The 14,163-nt window shown below is 45.3% G+C and carries 14 protein-coding genes and 1 pseudogene; 13 read left to right on the top strand and 2 right to left on the bottom strand.

Annotated features, from left to right (window positions below; all coding sequences use genetic code 11):
• Positions 1-112 precede the first annotated feature (112 nt).
• The 11 genes and pseudogenes from AAC854_RS18425 to AAC854_RS18375 form a co-directional block, all read left to right on the top strand.
• Positions 113-691 (top strand): annotated as a pseudogene (locus tag AAC854_RS18425) (AraC family transcriptional regulator); the annotation flags it as partial.
• 87 nt (positions 692-778) lie between these two features.
• Positions 779-1,906, top strand: a complete 1,128-nt coding sequence (gene pdxB / locus AAC854_RS18420; RefSeq protein ID WP_340618396.1) for a 4-phosphoerythronate dehydrogenase PdxB — start codon at positions 779-781, stop codon at positions 1,904-1,906.
• An 88-nt stretch (positions 1,907-1,994) separates the two neighbouring features.
• Positions 1,995-3,005, top strand: a complete 1,011-nt coding sequence (locus AAC854_RS18415; RefSeq protein ID WP_340618395.1) for an aspartate-semialdehyde dehydrogenase — start codon at positions 1,995-1,997, stop codon at positions 3,003-3,005.
• Positions 3,005-3,850 carry a tRNA pseudouridine(38-40) synthase TruA gene (gene truA, locus AAC854_RS18410; protein WP_340618394.1) on the top strand — a complete coding sequence of 282 codons (846 nt, stop codon included), beginning with the start codon at positions 3,005-3,007 and terminating at the stop codon, positions 3,848-3,850. The genes AAC854_RS18415 and truA overlap by 1 nt, the downstream gene beginning before the upstream one ends.
• A gap of 59 nt (positions 3,851-3,909) precedes the next feature.
• Positions 3,910-4,599 carry a DedA family protein gene (locus tag AAC854_RS18405; protein WP_340618393.1) on the top strand — a complete coding sequence of 230 codons (690 nt, stop codon included), beginning with the start codon at positions 3,910-3,912 and terminating at the stop codon, positions 4,597-4,599.
• Between the two features lie 171 nt (positions 4,600-4,770).
• Positions 4,771-5,721: an acetyl-CoA carboxylase, carboxyltransferase subunit beta gene (gene accD, locus AAC854_RS18400; RefSeq protein ID WP_340618392.1), complete on the top strand. Its 951-nt coding sequence runs from the start codon at positions 4,771-4,773 to the stop codon at positions 5,719-5,721.
• Positions 5,714-7,012 (top strand): bifunctional tetrahydrofolate synthase/dihydrofolate synthase, encoded by a 1,299-nt coding sequence (gene folC, locus AAC854_RS18395; protein ID WP_340618391.1) that lies wholly within the window; start codon positions 5,714-5,716, stop codon positions 7,010-7,012. The genes accD and folC overlap by 8 nt, the downstream gene beginning before the upstream one ends.
• Positions 7,002-7,703, top strand: a complete 702-nt coding sequence (gene dedD, locus AAC854_RS18390; RefSeq protein ID WP_340618390.1) for a cell division protein DedD — start codon at positions 7,002-7,004, stop codon at positions 7,701-7,703. Before folC ends, dedD begins: the two co-directional genes overlap by 11 nt.
• A gap of 149 nt (positions 7,704-7,852) precedes the next feature.
• The gene (gene cvpA / locus AAC854_RS18385) at positions 7,853-8,341 is read left to right on the top strand and encodes a colicin V production protein (protein ID WP_273546775.1); all 489 of its coding nucleotides are present in this window, start codon (positions 7,853-7,855) and stop codon (positions 8,339-8,341) included.
• A gap of 32 nt (positions 8,342-8,373) precedes the next feature.
• Positions 8,374-9,891, top strand: a complete 1,518-nt coding sequence (gene purF, locus AAC854_RS18380; RefSeq protein WP_340618389.1) for an amidophosphoribosyltransferase — start codon at positions 8,374-8,376, stop codon at positions 9,889-9,891.
• 45 nt (positions 9,892-9,936) lie between these two features.
• Positions 9,937-10,530 (top strand): UbiX family flavin prenyltransferase, encoded by a 594-nt coding sequence (locus tag AAC854_RS18375; protein ID WP_340618388.1) that lies wholly within the window; start codon positions 9,937-9,939, stop codon positions 10,528-10,530.
• Positions 10,531-10,637: 107 nt separating this feature from the next.
• Here the strand turns inward: AAC854_RS18375 and AAC854_RS18370 are convergent, their stop codons facing one another.
• Entirely contained in the window at positions 10,638-11,552 is a 915-nt protein-coding gene (locus tag AAC854_RS18370) for a TIGR01777 family oxidoreductase (RefSeq protein ID WP_340618387.1), read from the bottom strand.
• Between the two features lie 150 nt (positions 11,553-11,702).
• A complete protein-coding gene (locus AAC854_RS18365) occupies positions 11,703-12,323 on the bottom strand; it encodes a glutathione binding-like protein (RefSeq protein ID WP_340618386.1) in 621 nt (206 codons plus the stop codon).
• Positions 12,324-12,484: 161 nt separating this feature from the next.
• Between AAC854_RS18365 and yfcD the strand changes: the two genes are divergently transcribed.
• On the top strand, positions 12,485-13,006 hold the full coding sequence (yfcD, locus tag AAC854_RS18360) for an NUDIX hydrolase YfcD (protein ID WP_340618385.1): 522 nt from the start codon (positions 12,485-12,487) through the stop codon (positions 13,004-13,006).
• A gap of 175 nt (positions 13,007-13,181) precedes the next feature.
• Complete coding sequence (locus AAC854_RS18355) at positions 13,182-13,979, top strand: amidohydrolase (protein ID WP_340618384.1); 798 nt, start codon at positions 13,182-13,184, stop codon at positions 13,977-13,979.
• Positions 13,980-14,163: the final 184 nt, after the last annotated feature.

Below are 14,163 nucleotides of genomic sequence, written 5' to 3'. Positions count from 1 at the left end.
AGAACTCATCGTGGCGCGGGTATCCATACTCATAGAGACGCCGGATAGATTTAAGCAAGCCAACCATACATCAAAATGAGTGTTGCAAAAACGGGGAAGACCATAGATTTGTATTTGGATACCCCAAAATATCGCACACTCAAGTTATAACCGGAAAGCGATGCGATTTTGGATAATCGATATTTCTCCGCAATGGGCAGATACCTTGCCCCAGCAACCTTGTATTATCCGACTGAGCAGTATATTTAATGCCATTATGGCGGATTTTTTTGAACGGAACGTCAGGCAGCCAAAAACAGAAAAAGACAGGCGTTTGGCACAAATATTGATTGATCAGCTGGAACTGTCTCCAAGGCAATGCACCTATTTGCCTTCTTCAAAAGATAAATTGCTGGCTCCAATATTACAGATGCTGGAGCGCAATCCGGCGGATAACACTTCTTTAGCTAACTGGGCCAAAAAGCGTTATACCTCAGAAAGAACCTTATCACGGCGGTGTCGGCAGGAGTTGGGAATGTCATTCGGCGAATGGCGGCAGCGGCTACGTTTTCTGCACGCCATATCCTTACTGGAACAGGGTAAAAATGTCTATGAAGTCGCATTTGATGTGGGCTATAGCTCATCATCGGCTTTTATTGCCATGTTTCAGCAACTTTCTGGTACGACGCCAGAGCGTTTTAGGAAAGGCTGACTTGAAAGATAAAGGGCATATAGGTTTTATGCAGATAAAATGGCAGAATAGCAGATCCCGCCCATTTAAAGCCGTTGGATGAGAAAAGTGAAAATTTTGGTTGATGAAAATATGCCTTATGCTGAACAGCTCTTTCAGCAATTGGGGGAAGTACAGGCAATTCCGGGACGCCCAGTACCTGAAGGGGTTTTGGAACATGCTGATGCCTTTATGGTGCGTTCTGTCACTAAAGTTAATGAATCTTTGTTGCAAGGCAGCTCAGTAAAATTTGTGGGTACTGCCACTGCGGGTATGGATCATGTTGATCAGCAATGGCTGGTGCAGGCAGGAATTGGTTTTTCCGCTGCCCCCGGCTGTAATGCGATTGCGGTTGTTGAGTATGTATTTTCTGCACTGATGTTATTGGCTGAACAAGATCAGTTTCAGCTCAAAGATAAAACGGTTGGAATTATCGGTGTTGGTAATGTCGGCGGTCGTCTGGCTGATCGGCTGACGGCTTTGGGCGTGAAGACATTACTGTGCGATCCTCCACGCGCTGATCGGGGTGATGAAGGTGAATTTTGGCCTTTAGAAAAATTAGTGAAAGAAGCGGACATTCTGACTTTTCATACGCCTCTTAATCAATCAGGCCCGTATCAAACCTATCATTTGGCAGATGAAAAATTACTTTCTGCATTACCAGATAACCGAATTTTGATTAACGCCAGCCGAGGTGAGGTGGTTGATAATCAAGCATTACTTTCTGTGCTGCAAAATGGAAAAAAATTACGTGTAGTGCTTGATGTTTGGGAGCCAGAGCCTAACCTTTCACTGCCTTTACTGGAGTTGGTTGATATTGGTACTCCCCATATTGCGGGCTATACCCTGGAGGGTAAGGCACGGGGCACAACGCAGGTTTTTGAAGCCTATTGTGAATTTCTGGGACAGCCACGCAAAACGGAATTGTCTGAGCTGTTGCCCACACCTGATTTCAGCCAGATCACCCTACAAGGTGAAGTGACACAAAGCATCCTGAAGCGCTTGATGCATTTAGTGTATGATGTGCGCCGTGATGATGCACCTTTACGTCAGGTTGCAGGTCAAAAAGGGGCTTTTGACCAGTTACGCAAGCACTATCCAGAACGTCGGGAATGGTCTTCCCTGACAGTGTATTGTGATTCAGAAAAAAGCGTTCAATTACTATCCCGGATTGGATTTAACGCAAAACTGGGTTGAACACAAAACTGAGTTTAAAGCTCAAGTGATTTAACACAGGCAGGAGTCCCTGCCTGTCAGCAAAATGAAAGAAGTGGAGAAAACCAACATGTCTGAAGGTTGGAATATTGCGCTCTTGGGTGCAACGGGCGCAGTAGGTGAGGCGATATTGGCGTTATTACAGGAACGCCAATTTCCGGTTGGTGAACTGCATCTTCTTGCCAGTGAACAAAGTGTTGGAAAGATCCAGCGTTTTAATGGCAAAAACATCACCGTTCGTGATGTGGCAGAATTTGATTGGTCACAGGTACAGCTTGCGTTTTTTGCCGCGACAATGGAAGCAACAGCGCAGCATATTGAAAAAGCAACGGAGTCAGGTTGTCTGGTGATTGACAGCAGTGGCCTGTTTGCAGCGGAGTCGGATATACCTTTGGTTGTTCCCGGCGTTAACCCACACGCCTTGGCGGAGTACCGTAACCGTAACATCATCGCTGTGGCTGATAGCTCAACAAGTCAGGTTTTGACAGCCATCAAGCCATTGATCGATGCGGCGGGCATTGCCCGTTTACATTTCACCAATATATTGCCGGTTTCTGTGCATGGTAAAGCAGCCATTGATGAACTGGCTGGTCAGAGTGCTCGTTTATTAAATGGCATTCCACCGGATGAGGGCCGTTTCAGCAAACAATTGGCGTTTAATTTACTGCCTTTATTACCTGATGTTGAAGGTACAGTGCGTGAAGAGCGCCGTATTGTCGACCAAATTCGCAGAATATTACAGGATGAAGGTCTGCCGGTTTCCGTAAGTTGTGTGCAGTCTTCCGTGTTCTATGGTATTGCGCAGATGGTAAATTTGGAAACATTGCGTCCGGTTGGAACAGAAGAAGCGCGTGGAGAATTTGAACGTCTTGAGGAAATTCAGGTCTCAGAAGAGGGTGATTACCCGACTCAGGTGACTGATGCTTCTGGTCATGATGGTTTGAGCATAGGTTGCCTGCGCAATGACTATGGTATGCCAGAAATGCTGCAATTTTGGTCGGTTGCCGATAATATCCGTTTTGGTGGCGCATTGATGGCGATTGAAGTTGCAGAAAAACTGATGCAGGAGCAATTTTACTGATGTCTGATACAGAGCTGGATCAGTCTGTACCGGAAGCAAAGAGAGTGAAAATTGCACTGGGGATTGAATATGACGGCAGCCGATATTATGGTTGGCAGCGCCAGCAAGAAGTGAGAAGCGTACAGGCGTGTTTGGAAAAAGCCCTGTCGAAAGTTGCGAATGAGCCTATTTCAGTTTTTTGTGCCGGCAGAACGGATGCGGGAGTACACGCAACCGGGCAGGTAGTGCACTTTGAAACCTCGGCGCAACGTAAAGAGGCAGCATGGACAATGGGGGTAAATACCCATTTGCCGCCGGATATTGCCGTTCGCTGGGTCAAAATGGCAGATGATGAATTTCATGCCCGTTTCAGCGCAACCGCTCGCCGTTATCGCTATGTGATTTTTAATCATCGCTATCGCCCGGCAGTTTTGGCACGGGGCGTCACGCATTTTCACTATCCATTGGATGAGAAAAAAATGCATGAAGCGGCACAGAGCCTGTTGGGAGAAAATGACTTTACATCTTTCAGGGCGGTGCAGTGCCAGTCCAATTCACCGTGGCGCAATATGATGCATATTAATGTCAGCCGGCATGGACATTATATTGTTGTGGATATCAAGGCGAATGCCTTTGTTCATCACATGGTGCGCAATATCGTTGGTAGCTTACTGGAAATTGGCTGTGGTAATCAGGATATCGGCTGGATGGCTGAACTATTGGCACTGAAAGACAGAACCAAAGCGGCGGCAACGGCCAAGGCTGAAGGGCTATATCTGGTTGCTGTGGATTACCCTGAACACTTTGGTTTACCTGAACCCATGATGGGGCCACTGTTTCTGGGAAATGATTTAGTTTCTGGCTAACGATTTAATCTGACATTTTCGAATAGTGACAGGGATGTTCGTGCATAACGAGGAATATTATGGAGTTTTTAACTCATTTTGTTGATTTTGCGAAATTTATTGTCGATTTTATTTTACACATTGATGCTCATTTAGCTGAATTGGTTGCCAGCTATGGGGATTGGGTGTATGGCATCTTATTCCTGATTATATTTTGCGAAACAGGGCTGGTGGTTACGCCATTTTTACCGGGAGATTCCCTGCTATTTGTTGCGGGTGCGATCTCGGCATTAGATTCGAATAATCTTAATGTACATATTATGGTGGCCTTGATGATTACGGCCGCAATTATTGGTGATGCTATAAACTACACGATTGGTCGAATTTTTGGTGAAAAATTATTTACCAATCCGAATTCAAAAATTTTCCGTCGCAGTTATTTAGATAAAACTCATGGGTTTTATGAAAAACACGGTGGAAAAGCAATAATCTTGGCTCGGTTTGTGCCAATTATTAGAACGTTTGCACCGTTTGTTGCTGGAATGGGGAAAATGTCTTATCGCCATTTTGCGGCTTATAATATCATCGGTGCATTTATCTGGGTGCTATTATTCACGTATGCAGGTTATTTATTCGGCGATATGCCAATTGTACAGCAGAACCTGAAACTATTGATTGTTGCAATTATCTTTATTTCTATTCTGCCGGGCGTCATAGAAATTTGGCGTCATCGCCGCGCTGCGTCAAAAAAAGCAGCTGAGAGTAAGTAGATAACCGTTAACAGGTTTGAGCAGTTTTTTATCCACACTGCAATAGCATTGTGGTTTAATGGCACGTAAAACAAAAGCTGGCATCTACCCGATAGATCTCAGGCCACTGCTAATAAAGCTGTGGCTTGAAAGATGAAGGTATAAGCTAAATTCAGACGGAAAGGTTCATTAATGAGCTGGATTGAAAAGATTCTAAATAAAAGCAAAATAATGCAAACTCGCAAGGCAAGCATACCTGAAGGAGTTTGGACAAAATGCGATAGTTGTAGTCAGGTACTGTATCGTGCTGAATTAGAGCGTAATCTCGAAGTGTGTCCGAAATGTGACCACCATATGCGTATTTCAGCCCGTCAGAGACTGACCTCATTTTTGGATGAAGGCACCGGCACAGAATTAGGTAGTGAGTTGGAACCTAAAGATATTCTGAAGTTCCGCGATACCAAAAAGTACAAAGATCGTTTAGTTGCAGCCCAAAAGCAGACTAAGGAAAAAGACGCACTGATCGTCATGAAAGGTGCTTTACATGAGATGCCTGTTGTAGCAGGTGCATTTGAATTTAGCTTTATTGGCGGTTCAATGGGCTCTGTCGTTGGTGCGCGTTTTGTTCGTGCCGTTGAGCAGGCTTTGGAAGATAATTGCCCGTTCATCTGTTTTGCTACCAGTGGCGGGGCGCGTATGCAGGAAGCCCTGATGTCACTGATGCAGATGGCAAAAACCAGTGCTGCACTGGCAAAAATGCAAGATCGAGGTCTGCCATATATCTGTGTTCTGACTAACCCGACAATGGGTGGTGTGACCGCAAGTATGGGGATGCTGGGTGATATTAATATCGCTGAACCTAAGGCATTGATTGGTTTTGCCGGCCCTCGCATCATAGAGCAGACAGTGCGTGAAAAGCTGCCGGAAGGTTTCCAGCGCAGTGAATTCTTACTGGAGAAAGGCGCAATTGACATGATCGTGCGTCGCCCGGAGATGCGCGAGAAAATTGCCAGCCTGATTGCAATGTTGACTCAACAACCGCATCCGGGCACAAAAGCGAAGCCAGCAGAGGAAATTGTTGTGGAACAATCTGCTGATGTTGAAGCTGATATAAACATCAACACTAATAAAGAAGATGTCTGATACTTTGCAAACTCCTCAAGCCACGTCGCCACTGATGACGTGGCTTTCCTATTTGGGAAACCTGCATACCAAAGCCATTGATATGGGGCTTGAGCGCGTGGGAAAACTCGGCGGTCAATTAGGCCTGCTGAATCCCGCGCCAAAAGTGATCACGGTGTCAGGTACGAATGGCAAGGGAACCACTTGCCATACCCTTGAATCTATTTTTCTGGCCGCTGGACTCAGGGTTGGCGTATACAGTTCCCCGCATTTGGTACGCTATACCGAAAGGGTACGTATTCAGGGTAAGGAAGCGACAGAACAGGACTTCTGCCGTGTATTTGCGGATATTGAAACCCAGCGTGGCGATATCTCATTAACTTATTTTGAATATGGTACGTTGGCAGCGTTACAGCTTTTTAAAGAAGCCGATCTTGATGTTGTGATTCTGGAAGTTGGGTTGGGTGGACGTCTGGATGCCACTAACATTGTGGATGCGGATGTTGCGGCAATCACCAGTATTGCATTGGATCATACGGATTGGTTGGGTTCTGATCGCGAACATATCGGTCGTGAAAAAGCGGGGATTTTTCGTCGCGGGCACTTTGCTGTGGTGGGCGAACCCGATATGCCACATGCGATTACCGAAGTTGCAGATGAATTAGGGGCTACGCTATTTCGTCGTGGTGTGGACTGGCATTTCACTCAGGATACAAATAGCTGGGCTTGGCTAACGGATGGGCAGCAATTCAGTGAATTGCCCTTACCCAATTTGCCACTGGCAAATGCTGCGACTGCGATGGGTGTGATCCACTGTTTATTGCAGCAGGACGATAAAATCAGCCGGGCAATTGATGAGCGGGCAATCCATACGGGATTAAGAAGTGCCCAATTACCGGGACGTTTCCAAATCGTCAGGGAAAAACCGCTGGTTATTCTGGATGTGGCACATAATCCTCATGCTGCGGGTTATCTGGTTCAGAAATTGGCAGAACTGCCTCGTGCACCAGACAGCAAAATTCGTGGTGTGATTGGCATGCTGGAAGACAAGGATATTGCGGGCACACTGGCTTGCCTTTCCCGGCAAATTGATGAATGGTATTGCGCATCATTGCATGAACTACGGGGTGCAGAGGCTGAGATATTGGCAGGGCAGCTTGCCCGTGCCCGGGCATTTGCAGAAGTTGAACCGGCATGGCAGCAGGCAATGGAAGATGCGTCAGAGCAGGATATCATTGTAGTTTGTGGTTCTTTCCACACCGTGGCGCATGTCATGGAGGCACTTGAGGAGGGGAAGGAACGTGGCAAGTAAATTTCAAAATCGCTTAGTTGGAACTCTTGTTCTTGTAGCACTGGGCGTGGTTGTATTGCCGATTATCTTTGACGGCGATAAGAAATATAAGGAAGAGCAGTTTGCTTCTATCCCATTAGTGCCAAAACCGGGTGATGAAGAAGATATTGACTCGATCCCGCCATTGACGCAAAACATGCCATCCACGCCACCGGAAGGTGCGGCGGAAGCGATGCAGACACAAGCACAGCAGCAATCAGATTCAGAAACTGAAATACTGCCTGAGCTGTCACCTTCTGAGCCAGCTCAGGTAACAGCACCGCCTGCTGCTATCACAAAAGAGCCGAAGGCAGTGGTTAAACCTGAACCTCCACCTCAACCGAAAGTGGAAGCTAAACCACAAACTCAGCCTGACATTCGTTCTGAAAACAAGCCGGAAGCTAAATCGAAGCCAGCAGAACAGGCTCCGCAAGCAGCGGCATATGTTGTTCAGCTTGGCGCGTTGAAAAATGCCGATAAAGTAGGCGAAATAGTGGCTAAACTGCGTCTTTCGGGGCATCAGGTATACACTATTCCTTCTTCTCCGGTGCAGGGGCAATTGACACGGATTTATGTCGGCCCTAACGCCTCCCGACAAAAACTGGAATCTATTTTGTCCGAACTGAGAGAAATCACAGGATTAGAAGGGCAAATTAAAAACTATAAGCCATAAACGGACAGGCACTTCACGGGAATCAAAATGTCCCGTGAAGGTATAAAAAATTATTTTCAGTAGAGTGATAAATCTACTACGCAAACGTTTTCGTTTTCTGTTAGAATGCGCCCGACCTGAACGTCGGGAGCCTATTTTTGGATTAAAATATGGTCTGGATTGATTATACGATTATTGCCATTATTGGTTTCTCGGCACTGGTTAGCCTGATCCGAGGGTTTGTTCGTGAGGCGCTTTCCCTGATAACCTGGGGCTGTGCTTTCTTTGTTGCGAGTCACTTCTATACTTATCTGGCGGCGTATTTTACCCGTCTTGAAGATGAGCTGGTGCGTAATGGCATAGCGATTGCTATTTTATTTATTGCAACACTGATTATTGGCGCAGTAGTGAACTATGTTATTGGTTCACTGGTTCAGCGAACTGGCCTGTCAGGTACTGATCGGGTTCTGGGGATCTGTTTTGGGGCATTGCGCGGGGTATTGATTGTATCTGCCATTCTGTTTGTTGCAGATTCTTTCACGCCACTGCCTAAAAGTCAGGACTGGCAACAGTCACAATTGATCCCGCAGTTCAGTCAAATCATCAGGTGGTTTTTTGACTACCTGCAAAATGCGTCGAGTTTCCTGCCGGAGAGATAATCCTCTCCGCTTGGCTGATGAGGAAAGACTACATGTGCGGTATTGTCGGTATCGTCGGTTTTACACCGGTTAACCAGTCGATTTATGATGCATTGACGGTGCTTCAGCACCGTGGGCAAGATGCAGCAGGCATTGCGACTATTGATAGTAACAATGAATTCCGTTTACGTAAGGCCAATGGCTTGGTCAAGGATGTGTTTGAAACACGACACATGTTACGTTTGCAGGGAACGATTGGGATCGGACATGTCCGTTACCCAACAGCAGGAAGTTCCAGTGCTTCTGAAGCACAACCTTTTTATGTGAACTCTCCTTTTGGTATCACGTTGGCGCATAACGGCAATCTGACAAACGCACATAAATTGAAAAAAATGTTGTTTGAAAATGCCCGCCGTCATGTCAACACCACCTCAGATTCTGAAATCCTGCTAAATATCTTTGCCAATGAATTAACGCAATTCCCGAATTTCCCATTAGAGCCTGACAACATTTTTGCAGCCGTCGCGGAAATGCACAGGAAAGTTCGCGGTGCTTATGCTTGTGTTGCCATGATTATCGGGCATGGATTAGTGGCTTTTCGTGATCCGCATGGTATCCGCCCGCTGGTGTTGGGGAAACGTACACTGGAAGATGGCCGCAATGAATATATGGTGGCATCAGAAAGCGTGGCACTGGATACATTGGGCTTTGAATTTCTGCGTGATGTGGCTTCCGGCGAAGCGATCTATATCACCGAAAACGGGCAATTATTCACTCGCCAGTGTGCTGAAGATCCGTCACTGACACCTTGCCTGTTCGAGTTTGTTTACCTTGCCCGCCCTGATTCCTTTATTGATAAGATTTCGGTATATAACGCACGGTTACGGATGGGCAAGAAGTTAGGCGAAAAAATTTCCCGTGAATGGGAAGATTTGCATATTGACGTGGTGATTCCGGTTCCGGAAACGTCTTGTGACGTTGCGCTGGAAATTGCTCACATTTTAAATAAACCCTATCGTCAGGGATTTGTTAAAAACCGTTATGTCGGGCGTACTTTTATTATGCCCGGTCAGAATGAACGTCGTAAATCAGTTCGCCGGAAACTCAATGCTAACCGCGCTGAATTCCGTGGTAAAAATGTTTTGCTGGTGGACGACTCCATCGTGCGCGGGACAACTTCAGAGCAGATTGTTGAATTGGCACGTGAAGCGGGAGCCAAGAAAGTTTATTTTGCTTCGGCAGCGCCGGAAGTTCGTTTCCCGAATGTTTATGGTATTGACATGCCGAATGCCAATGAGCTGATTGCTCATGGCCGGGAAGTGGATGAAATTCGCCAGCTCATTGGTGCTGATGCCTTGATATATCAGGATCTCCAAGATCTTATTCAGGCGGTACGGGAAGAAAACCCGGATATTGAAAAATTCGAATGCTCTGTATTTGATGGTATCTATGTGACGAAAGACATTGACCAGACTTACCTCGATTATCTGGAAAATCTGCGTAAAGACGATGAGATGAAAGTGCTTGGTCAGAGCGAAATAGAGAATCTGGAAATATATAATGAAGGATAATATTGTTATTATCATCAGGTTATAGCCAGAACCTCAGAGGAAAAAATGAAAAAATTGATTGTCGGGCTGACCGGGGCAAGCGGCGCGATTTATGGTGTCAGGTTACTGCAAGTTTTGCAGTCAGTAGAAGGCATTGAAACGCACTTGGTCATCAGCCAATCAGCTCGGCAGACATTGTCATTGGAAACGGATTATACCTTGCGCGATGTGCAGGCTCTGGCAGATGTGGTACATGATAATCGTGATATTGCTGCTTCCATTTCTTCGGGATCATTTAAAACATTGGGCATGGTGATTCTGCCATGCTCCATAAAAACCTTATCAGGTATTGTGCATAGCTATACCGATGGTTTAATTACCCGTGCGGCAGATGTTGTTCTGAAAGAAGGCCGCAAATTGGTGCTGGGAGTGAGGGAAACGCCTTTGCACTTAGGGCATTTGAGGCTAATGACTCAGGCGGCTGAAATCGGGGCGGTGATAATGCCGCCTGTTCCTGCGTTTTATCACCGTCCTGAACATATTCAGGATATCATTGACCAGACTGTTAACCGTGTGCTTGATCAGTTTGATATTGAATTACCGGAAGATCTATTTAACCGTTGGCAGGGAGCTAAACCTACTGGGAGCTATACCCAATAGGTTTCAAGTTACAGCTAATAAAGCAGCAGCTTGAAAGATAAAGGGTATAGCATACAAATTTAGGAAATCCTGTCTTCAATAAATATTACCTTCAATAAATATTGTCTTCAGCAAACACTGTCATCTGCCTTTAATATATCTTGCAAGGCTTCCTCCAGCCGGAAATAGCGGAAGCTAAATCCGGCTTCTTCCAAATTTCTTGGAATGGCTTGTTGCCCACCTAAAACTAATTCTGCTGCTTCCCCCATCATCGCTTTTAATACAAATGCAGGAATGCGGATGAAAGATGGACGGTGTAAAACTTTCGCCAATATGGCACTGAATTGTTCATTATGAATAGGGTAGGGTGAAGTCATATTAAAGGGGCCGCTTAATTCAGGCGATACCAGTAGATAGTAAATACCATTAACCATATCATCAATATGTATCCACGGCATATATTGCTTGCCATTACCGATTGCTCCCCCTAAGCCCAGCCGGAACATTGGCAGCATTTTTTGCAGCGCCCCCCCTTTTCTGGCTAATACAATACCAGTGCGTAGCAGGCAAACACGGGTTTTTTCACTTTTTGCCTGTAAGGCAAGCTGCTCCCAACGTTCACAAAGTTGATGGGCAAATTCATCATGAGGCGGATCATTTTCAGTAACAACGGATTGCCCCTGATTGCCATAATAGCCAATCGCTGAGCCGGAAATGAACACCGATGGTGGAGACTCACTGGCGTTGATCAACTTACTCAACCGTTCAGTCAGTTGCCATCGGCTTTGGCAAAGGATTGTTTTTTGTTTTGGCGTCCAGCGCTTATTGACAATAGGTTCGCCGGCAAGATTAATAACGGCATCAAAATCATTGAGATCATTCTGGTCATCCAGCGTTGTCCAACATTCAACGCGATCGGAAAACAGAGAATAGACCTTTTGTGGTGAACGGCTCAAAATAGTAATGGAGTGAGAGAGGGAAAGTAATCGACAGGTCAAATAATGACCAATTAATCCTGTTCCCCCTGTAAGTAAGATACGCATAGCCACCCCCTGTGAGGAAATAGATAGTCGACTGTTGAATATAGCAAGAGATGGCTTACATAGCAGCGAAATATGCTGCTATCTGTTACCAATATCAAGTTTTATGGTGAAAAATTTTGCCAATAACTAAATTATTTGCGTGGGTTGCATTTAAGCATCATTATAAGCAGTTATTGTCGCAGGACGCTGTTTAATCTTATCAAGCCATTTTTCAACAGCAGGATAATCTTGCAAATTAATTTTTTGATATTCATGGCATTTAGCCCATGGATAAGTGGCAATATCCGCAATGCTGTATTCGTTCCCGCCCAGATAGTCTGTTTTTTCCAGTTGGGTATTGAGCACTTTGTATAGACGTTGTGACTCTTCCACGTAGCGTTTAATGGCATAAGGAACGACTTCAGGGGCATAGCAATTGAAATGGTGATTTTGCCCTAACATCGGGCCAAAACCGGCCACTTGCCAGAACAGCCATTGCAATTGTTCAGTGCGTTCGCGTAAATCTTTACTTAACAACTGACCTGTTTTGTTTGCTAAATAAAGTAAAATGGCACCTGATTCGAAGAGGGAGATAGGTTCACCCCCATCGGCCGGTTGATGGTCAACAATAGCCGGAATTTTATTATTGGGTGCAATGGCAAGGAATTCAGGCTTGAATTGTTCACCAGCACTGATATTGATGGGATGAATAGTGTAAGGTAAGCCGACTTCTTCAAGACAGAGAGTGATTTTATAGCCATTAGGGGTTGGAGCATAATACAGATCTATCATATAACCTCCAGTAATAATAACTTTCAAATAAGTATAGTGGCGTTACACTAACATTATTTATCTGTGACATGTTACAAATTTCTTATATCCGTTTTAGTCCCCCTTAATCGGGCATCACAGCAAAAAACTGGCATACAAATCATTTACTAAAGGTTCTTCAGATGGCGCAAGAAAAATCAGTAGGTATTGAATGGATTGACATTGTCAATGAAGACAATGAAGTGATTGCGCAGGCGACTCGTCAACAGATGAGAGCGCAAAACTTGAGGCATCGTGCTACTTATATCGTTGTACATAATGGTATGGGCAAAATTTTGGTTCAGCATCGTACAGAAACGAAAGATTTTTATCCGGGAAAATTGGATGCAACGGCAGGCGGTGTTGTTACAACGGGAGAAAATTTACTCGGTTCTGCCCGTCGAGAAGCGGAAGAAGAGCTGGGGATTGCGGGTGTTCCATTTGCTGAACATGGTATTTTTTATTATGAAGAAGCTATCTGCCGTATATGGGGCGGTTTGTTCAGTTGTGTCAGTCACGGGCCGTTTGCACTACAGGAAGAAGAGGTCACGGCTGTTTATTGGCTAACACCGGAAGAAATCACGGCTCGATGTGATGAATTCACACCAGATTCACTGAAAGCGCTTTCCTTGTGGTTGGCGCGCAATAATCAGATGGAATATTGATACTGTAATCATTTTCCTTATGTATTTCTGCTCCGCAGCAGCAAGGAGAACAGGCTGAAATACGGGAAGCTTCGCCACGGAGCAGTTATCTGGAACAACTGTTTGATGCTGATTTGTGATGCTGGTGTAGGATGAAAAAAATAGACGATAGCAGAAACAGTAATTGGAGTTTGAAATGATTGAACAAAATCTCAAAGTAACATTAGTTCAAACCGATTTGTTTTGGGAAAGCGCAGAGCAAAACCGTGAACACATTGAACAGCACATTGAAAAGATCACGGACAGTGATCTGATCGTTCTGCCGGAGATGTTTACCACAGGTTTCAGCATGAAGCCGCAGGATCTTGCTGAAACGATGGACGGGCCAAGTATCCAGTGGATGAAAGCGATGGCGGCCAAAAAAGCCTGTGCGATTGTCGGCAGCATGATCATCACAGAAAACCAGCGTTTTTATAACCGATTGCTGTGGGTGAATGCTGATGGCTCCATCGCGCATTATGACAAAAAACATCTTTTTTCCTATGCGCAGGAAGATCACGCATATACAGCAGGTAATGCGCCGTTAGTCGTCGATTTTAAAGGATGGAAAATAGCAACGTTCATTTGTTACGAGCTGCGTTTCCCTGTTTGGTCACGTAATGTCAGTGGTCACTATGATGCGGCGATCTACATTGCAAGCTGGCCTGCCAGACGTTCGACTCACTGGCGTAGTTTGCTTCAGGCTCGTGCCATCGAAAACCAAAGTTATGTGATAGGCGTGAACCGGGTGGGGCAAGATGGCAACCAATTGGAATATGACGGCCACACGATGCTGATTGATCCCATGGGTGACATCCTGTTGCACGAAATAAATGATGAAGCCGTGAAAACCGTGCCAATCTCTCTTTCTCATGTGCAGGAAGTGCGGGAACATTTTCCATTCCTGAAAGATGCTGACGATTTTGTTTTAGCCAATTCATCTTTCACACAATAGGAAAATGACTTAAGCAATATTTCTGCCACACTTTTGACCGTTAGTCCGTCCATTTACCGGACTAACGGTCAAACATATACAGGATCTTAAGCAGTAACCGTATATTTTAGATAGAAAAAAGGCTTCATTTATGATCTGATAATCGTCGCCAAACTAATATCAAAATCAAGGATGAAGCCTGTGA

This window comes from Xenorhabdus entomophaga, assembly GCF_037996725.1.
GTDB classification, from domain to species: domain Bacteria; phylum Pseudomonadota; class Gammaproteobacteria; order Enterobacterales; family Enterobacteriaceae; genus Xenorhabdus; species Xenorhabdus khoisanae.
The sequence above is the reverse complement of the archived record's forward strand: the minus strand, read 5'-3'. Positions and strand labels throughout refer to the sequence as shown.

Bases quoted from the DNA above. Each gene is read 5' to 3' on its own strand.
- AAC854_RS18375 (WP_340618388.1), top strand. From the start codon at position 9,937: ATGAAAAAATTGATTGTCGGGCTGACCGGGGCAAGCGGCGCGATTTAT.
- folC (WP_340618391.1), top strand. From the start codon at position 5,714: ATGTCTGATACTTTGCAAACTCCTCAAGCCACGTCGCCACTGATGACG.
- yfcD (WP_340618385.1), top strand. From the start codon at position 12,485: ATGGCGCAAGAAAAATCAGTAGGTATTGAATGGATTGACATTGTCAAT.
- AAC854_RS18365 (WP_340618386.1), bottom strand. From the start codon at position 12,323: ATGATAGATCTGTATTATGCTCCAACCCCTAATGGCTATAAAATCACT.
- AAC854_RS18415 (WP_340618395.1), top strand. From the start codon at position 1,995: ATGTCTGAAGGTTGGAATATTGCGCTCTTGGGTGCAACGGGCGCAGTA.
- cvpA (WP_273546775.1), top strand. From the start codon at position 7,853: ATGGTCTGGATTGATTATACGATTATTGCCATTATTGGTTTCTCGGCA.
- AAC854_RS18405 (WP_340618393.1), top strand. From the start codon at position 3,910: ATGGAGTTTTTAACTCATTTTGTTGATTTTGCGAAATTTATTGTCGAT.
- purF (WP_340618389.1), top strand. From the start codon at position 8,374: ATGTGCGGTATTGTCGGTATCGTCGGTTTTACACCGGTTAACCAGTCG.
- AAC854_RS18370 (WP_340618387.1), bottom strand. From the start codon at position 11,552: ATGCGTATCTTACTTACAGGGGGAACAGGATTAATTGGTCATTATTTG.
- truA (WP_340618394.1), top strand. From the start codon at position 3,005: ATGTCTGATACAGAGCTGGATCAGTCTGTACCGGAAGCAAAGAGAGTG.
- accD (WP_340618392.1), top strand. From the start codon at position 4,771: ATGAGCTGGATTGAAAAGATTCTAAATAAAAGCAAAATAATGCAAACT.
- AAC854_RS18355 (WP_340618384.1), top strand. From the start codon at position 13,182: ATGATTGAACAAAATCTCAAAGTAACATTAGTTCAAACCGATTTGTTT.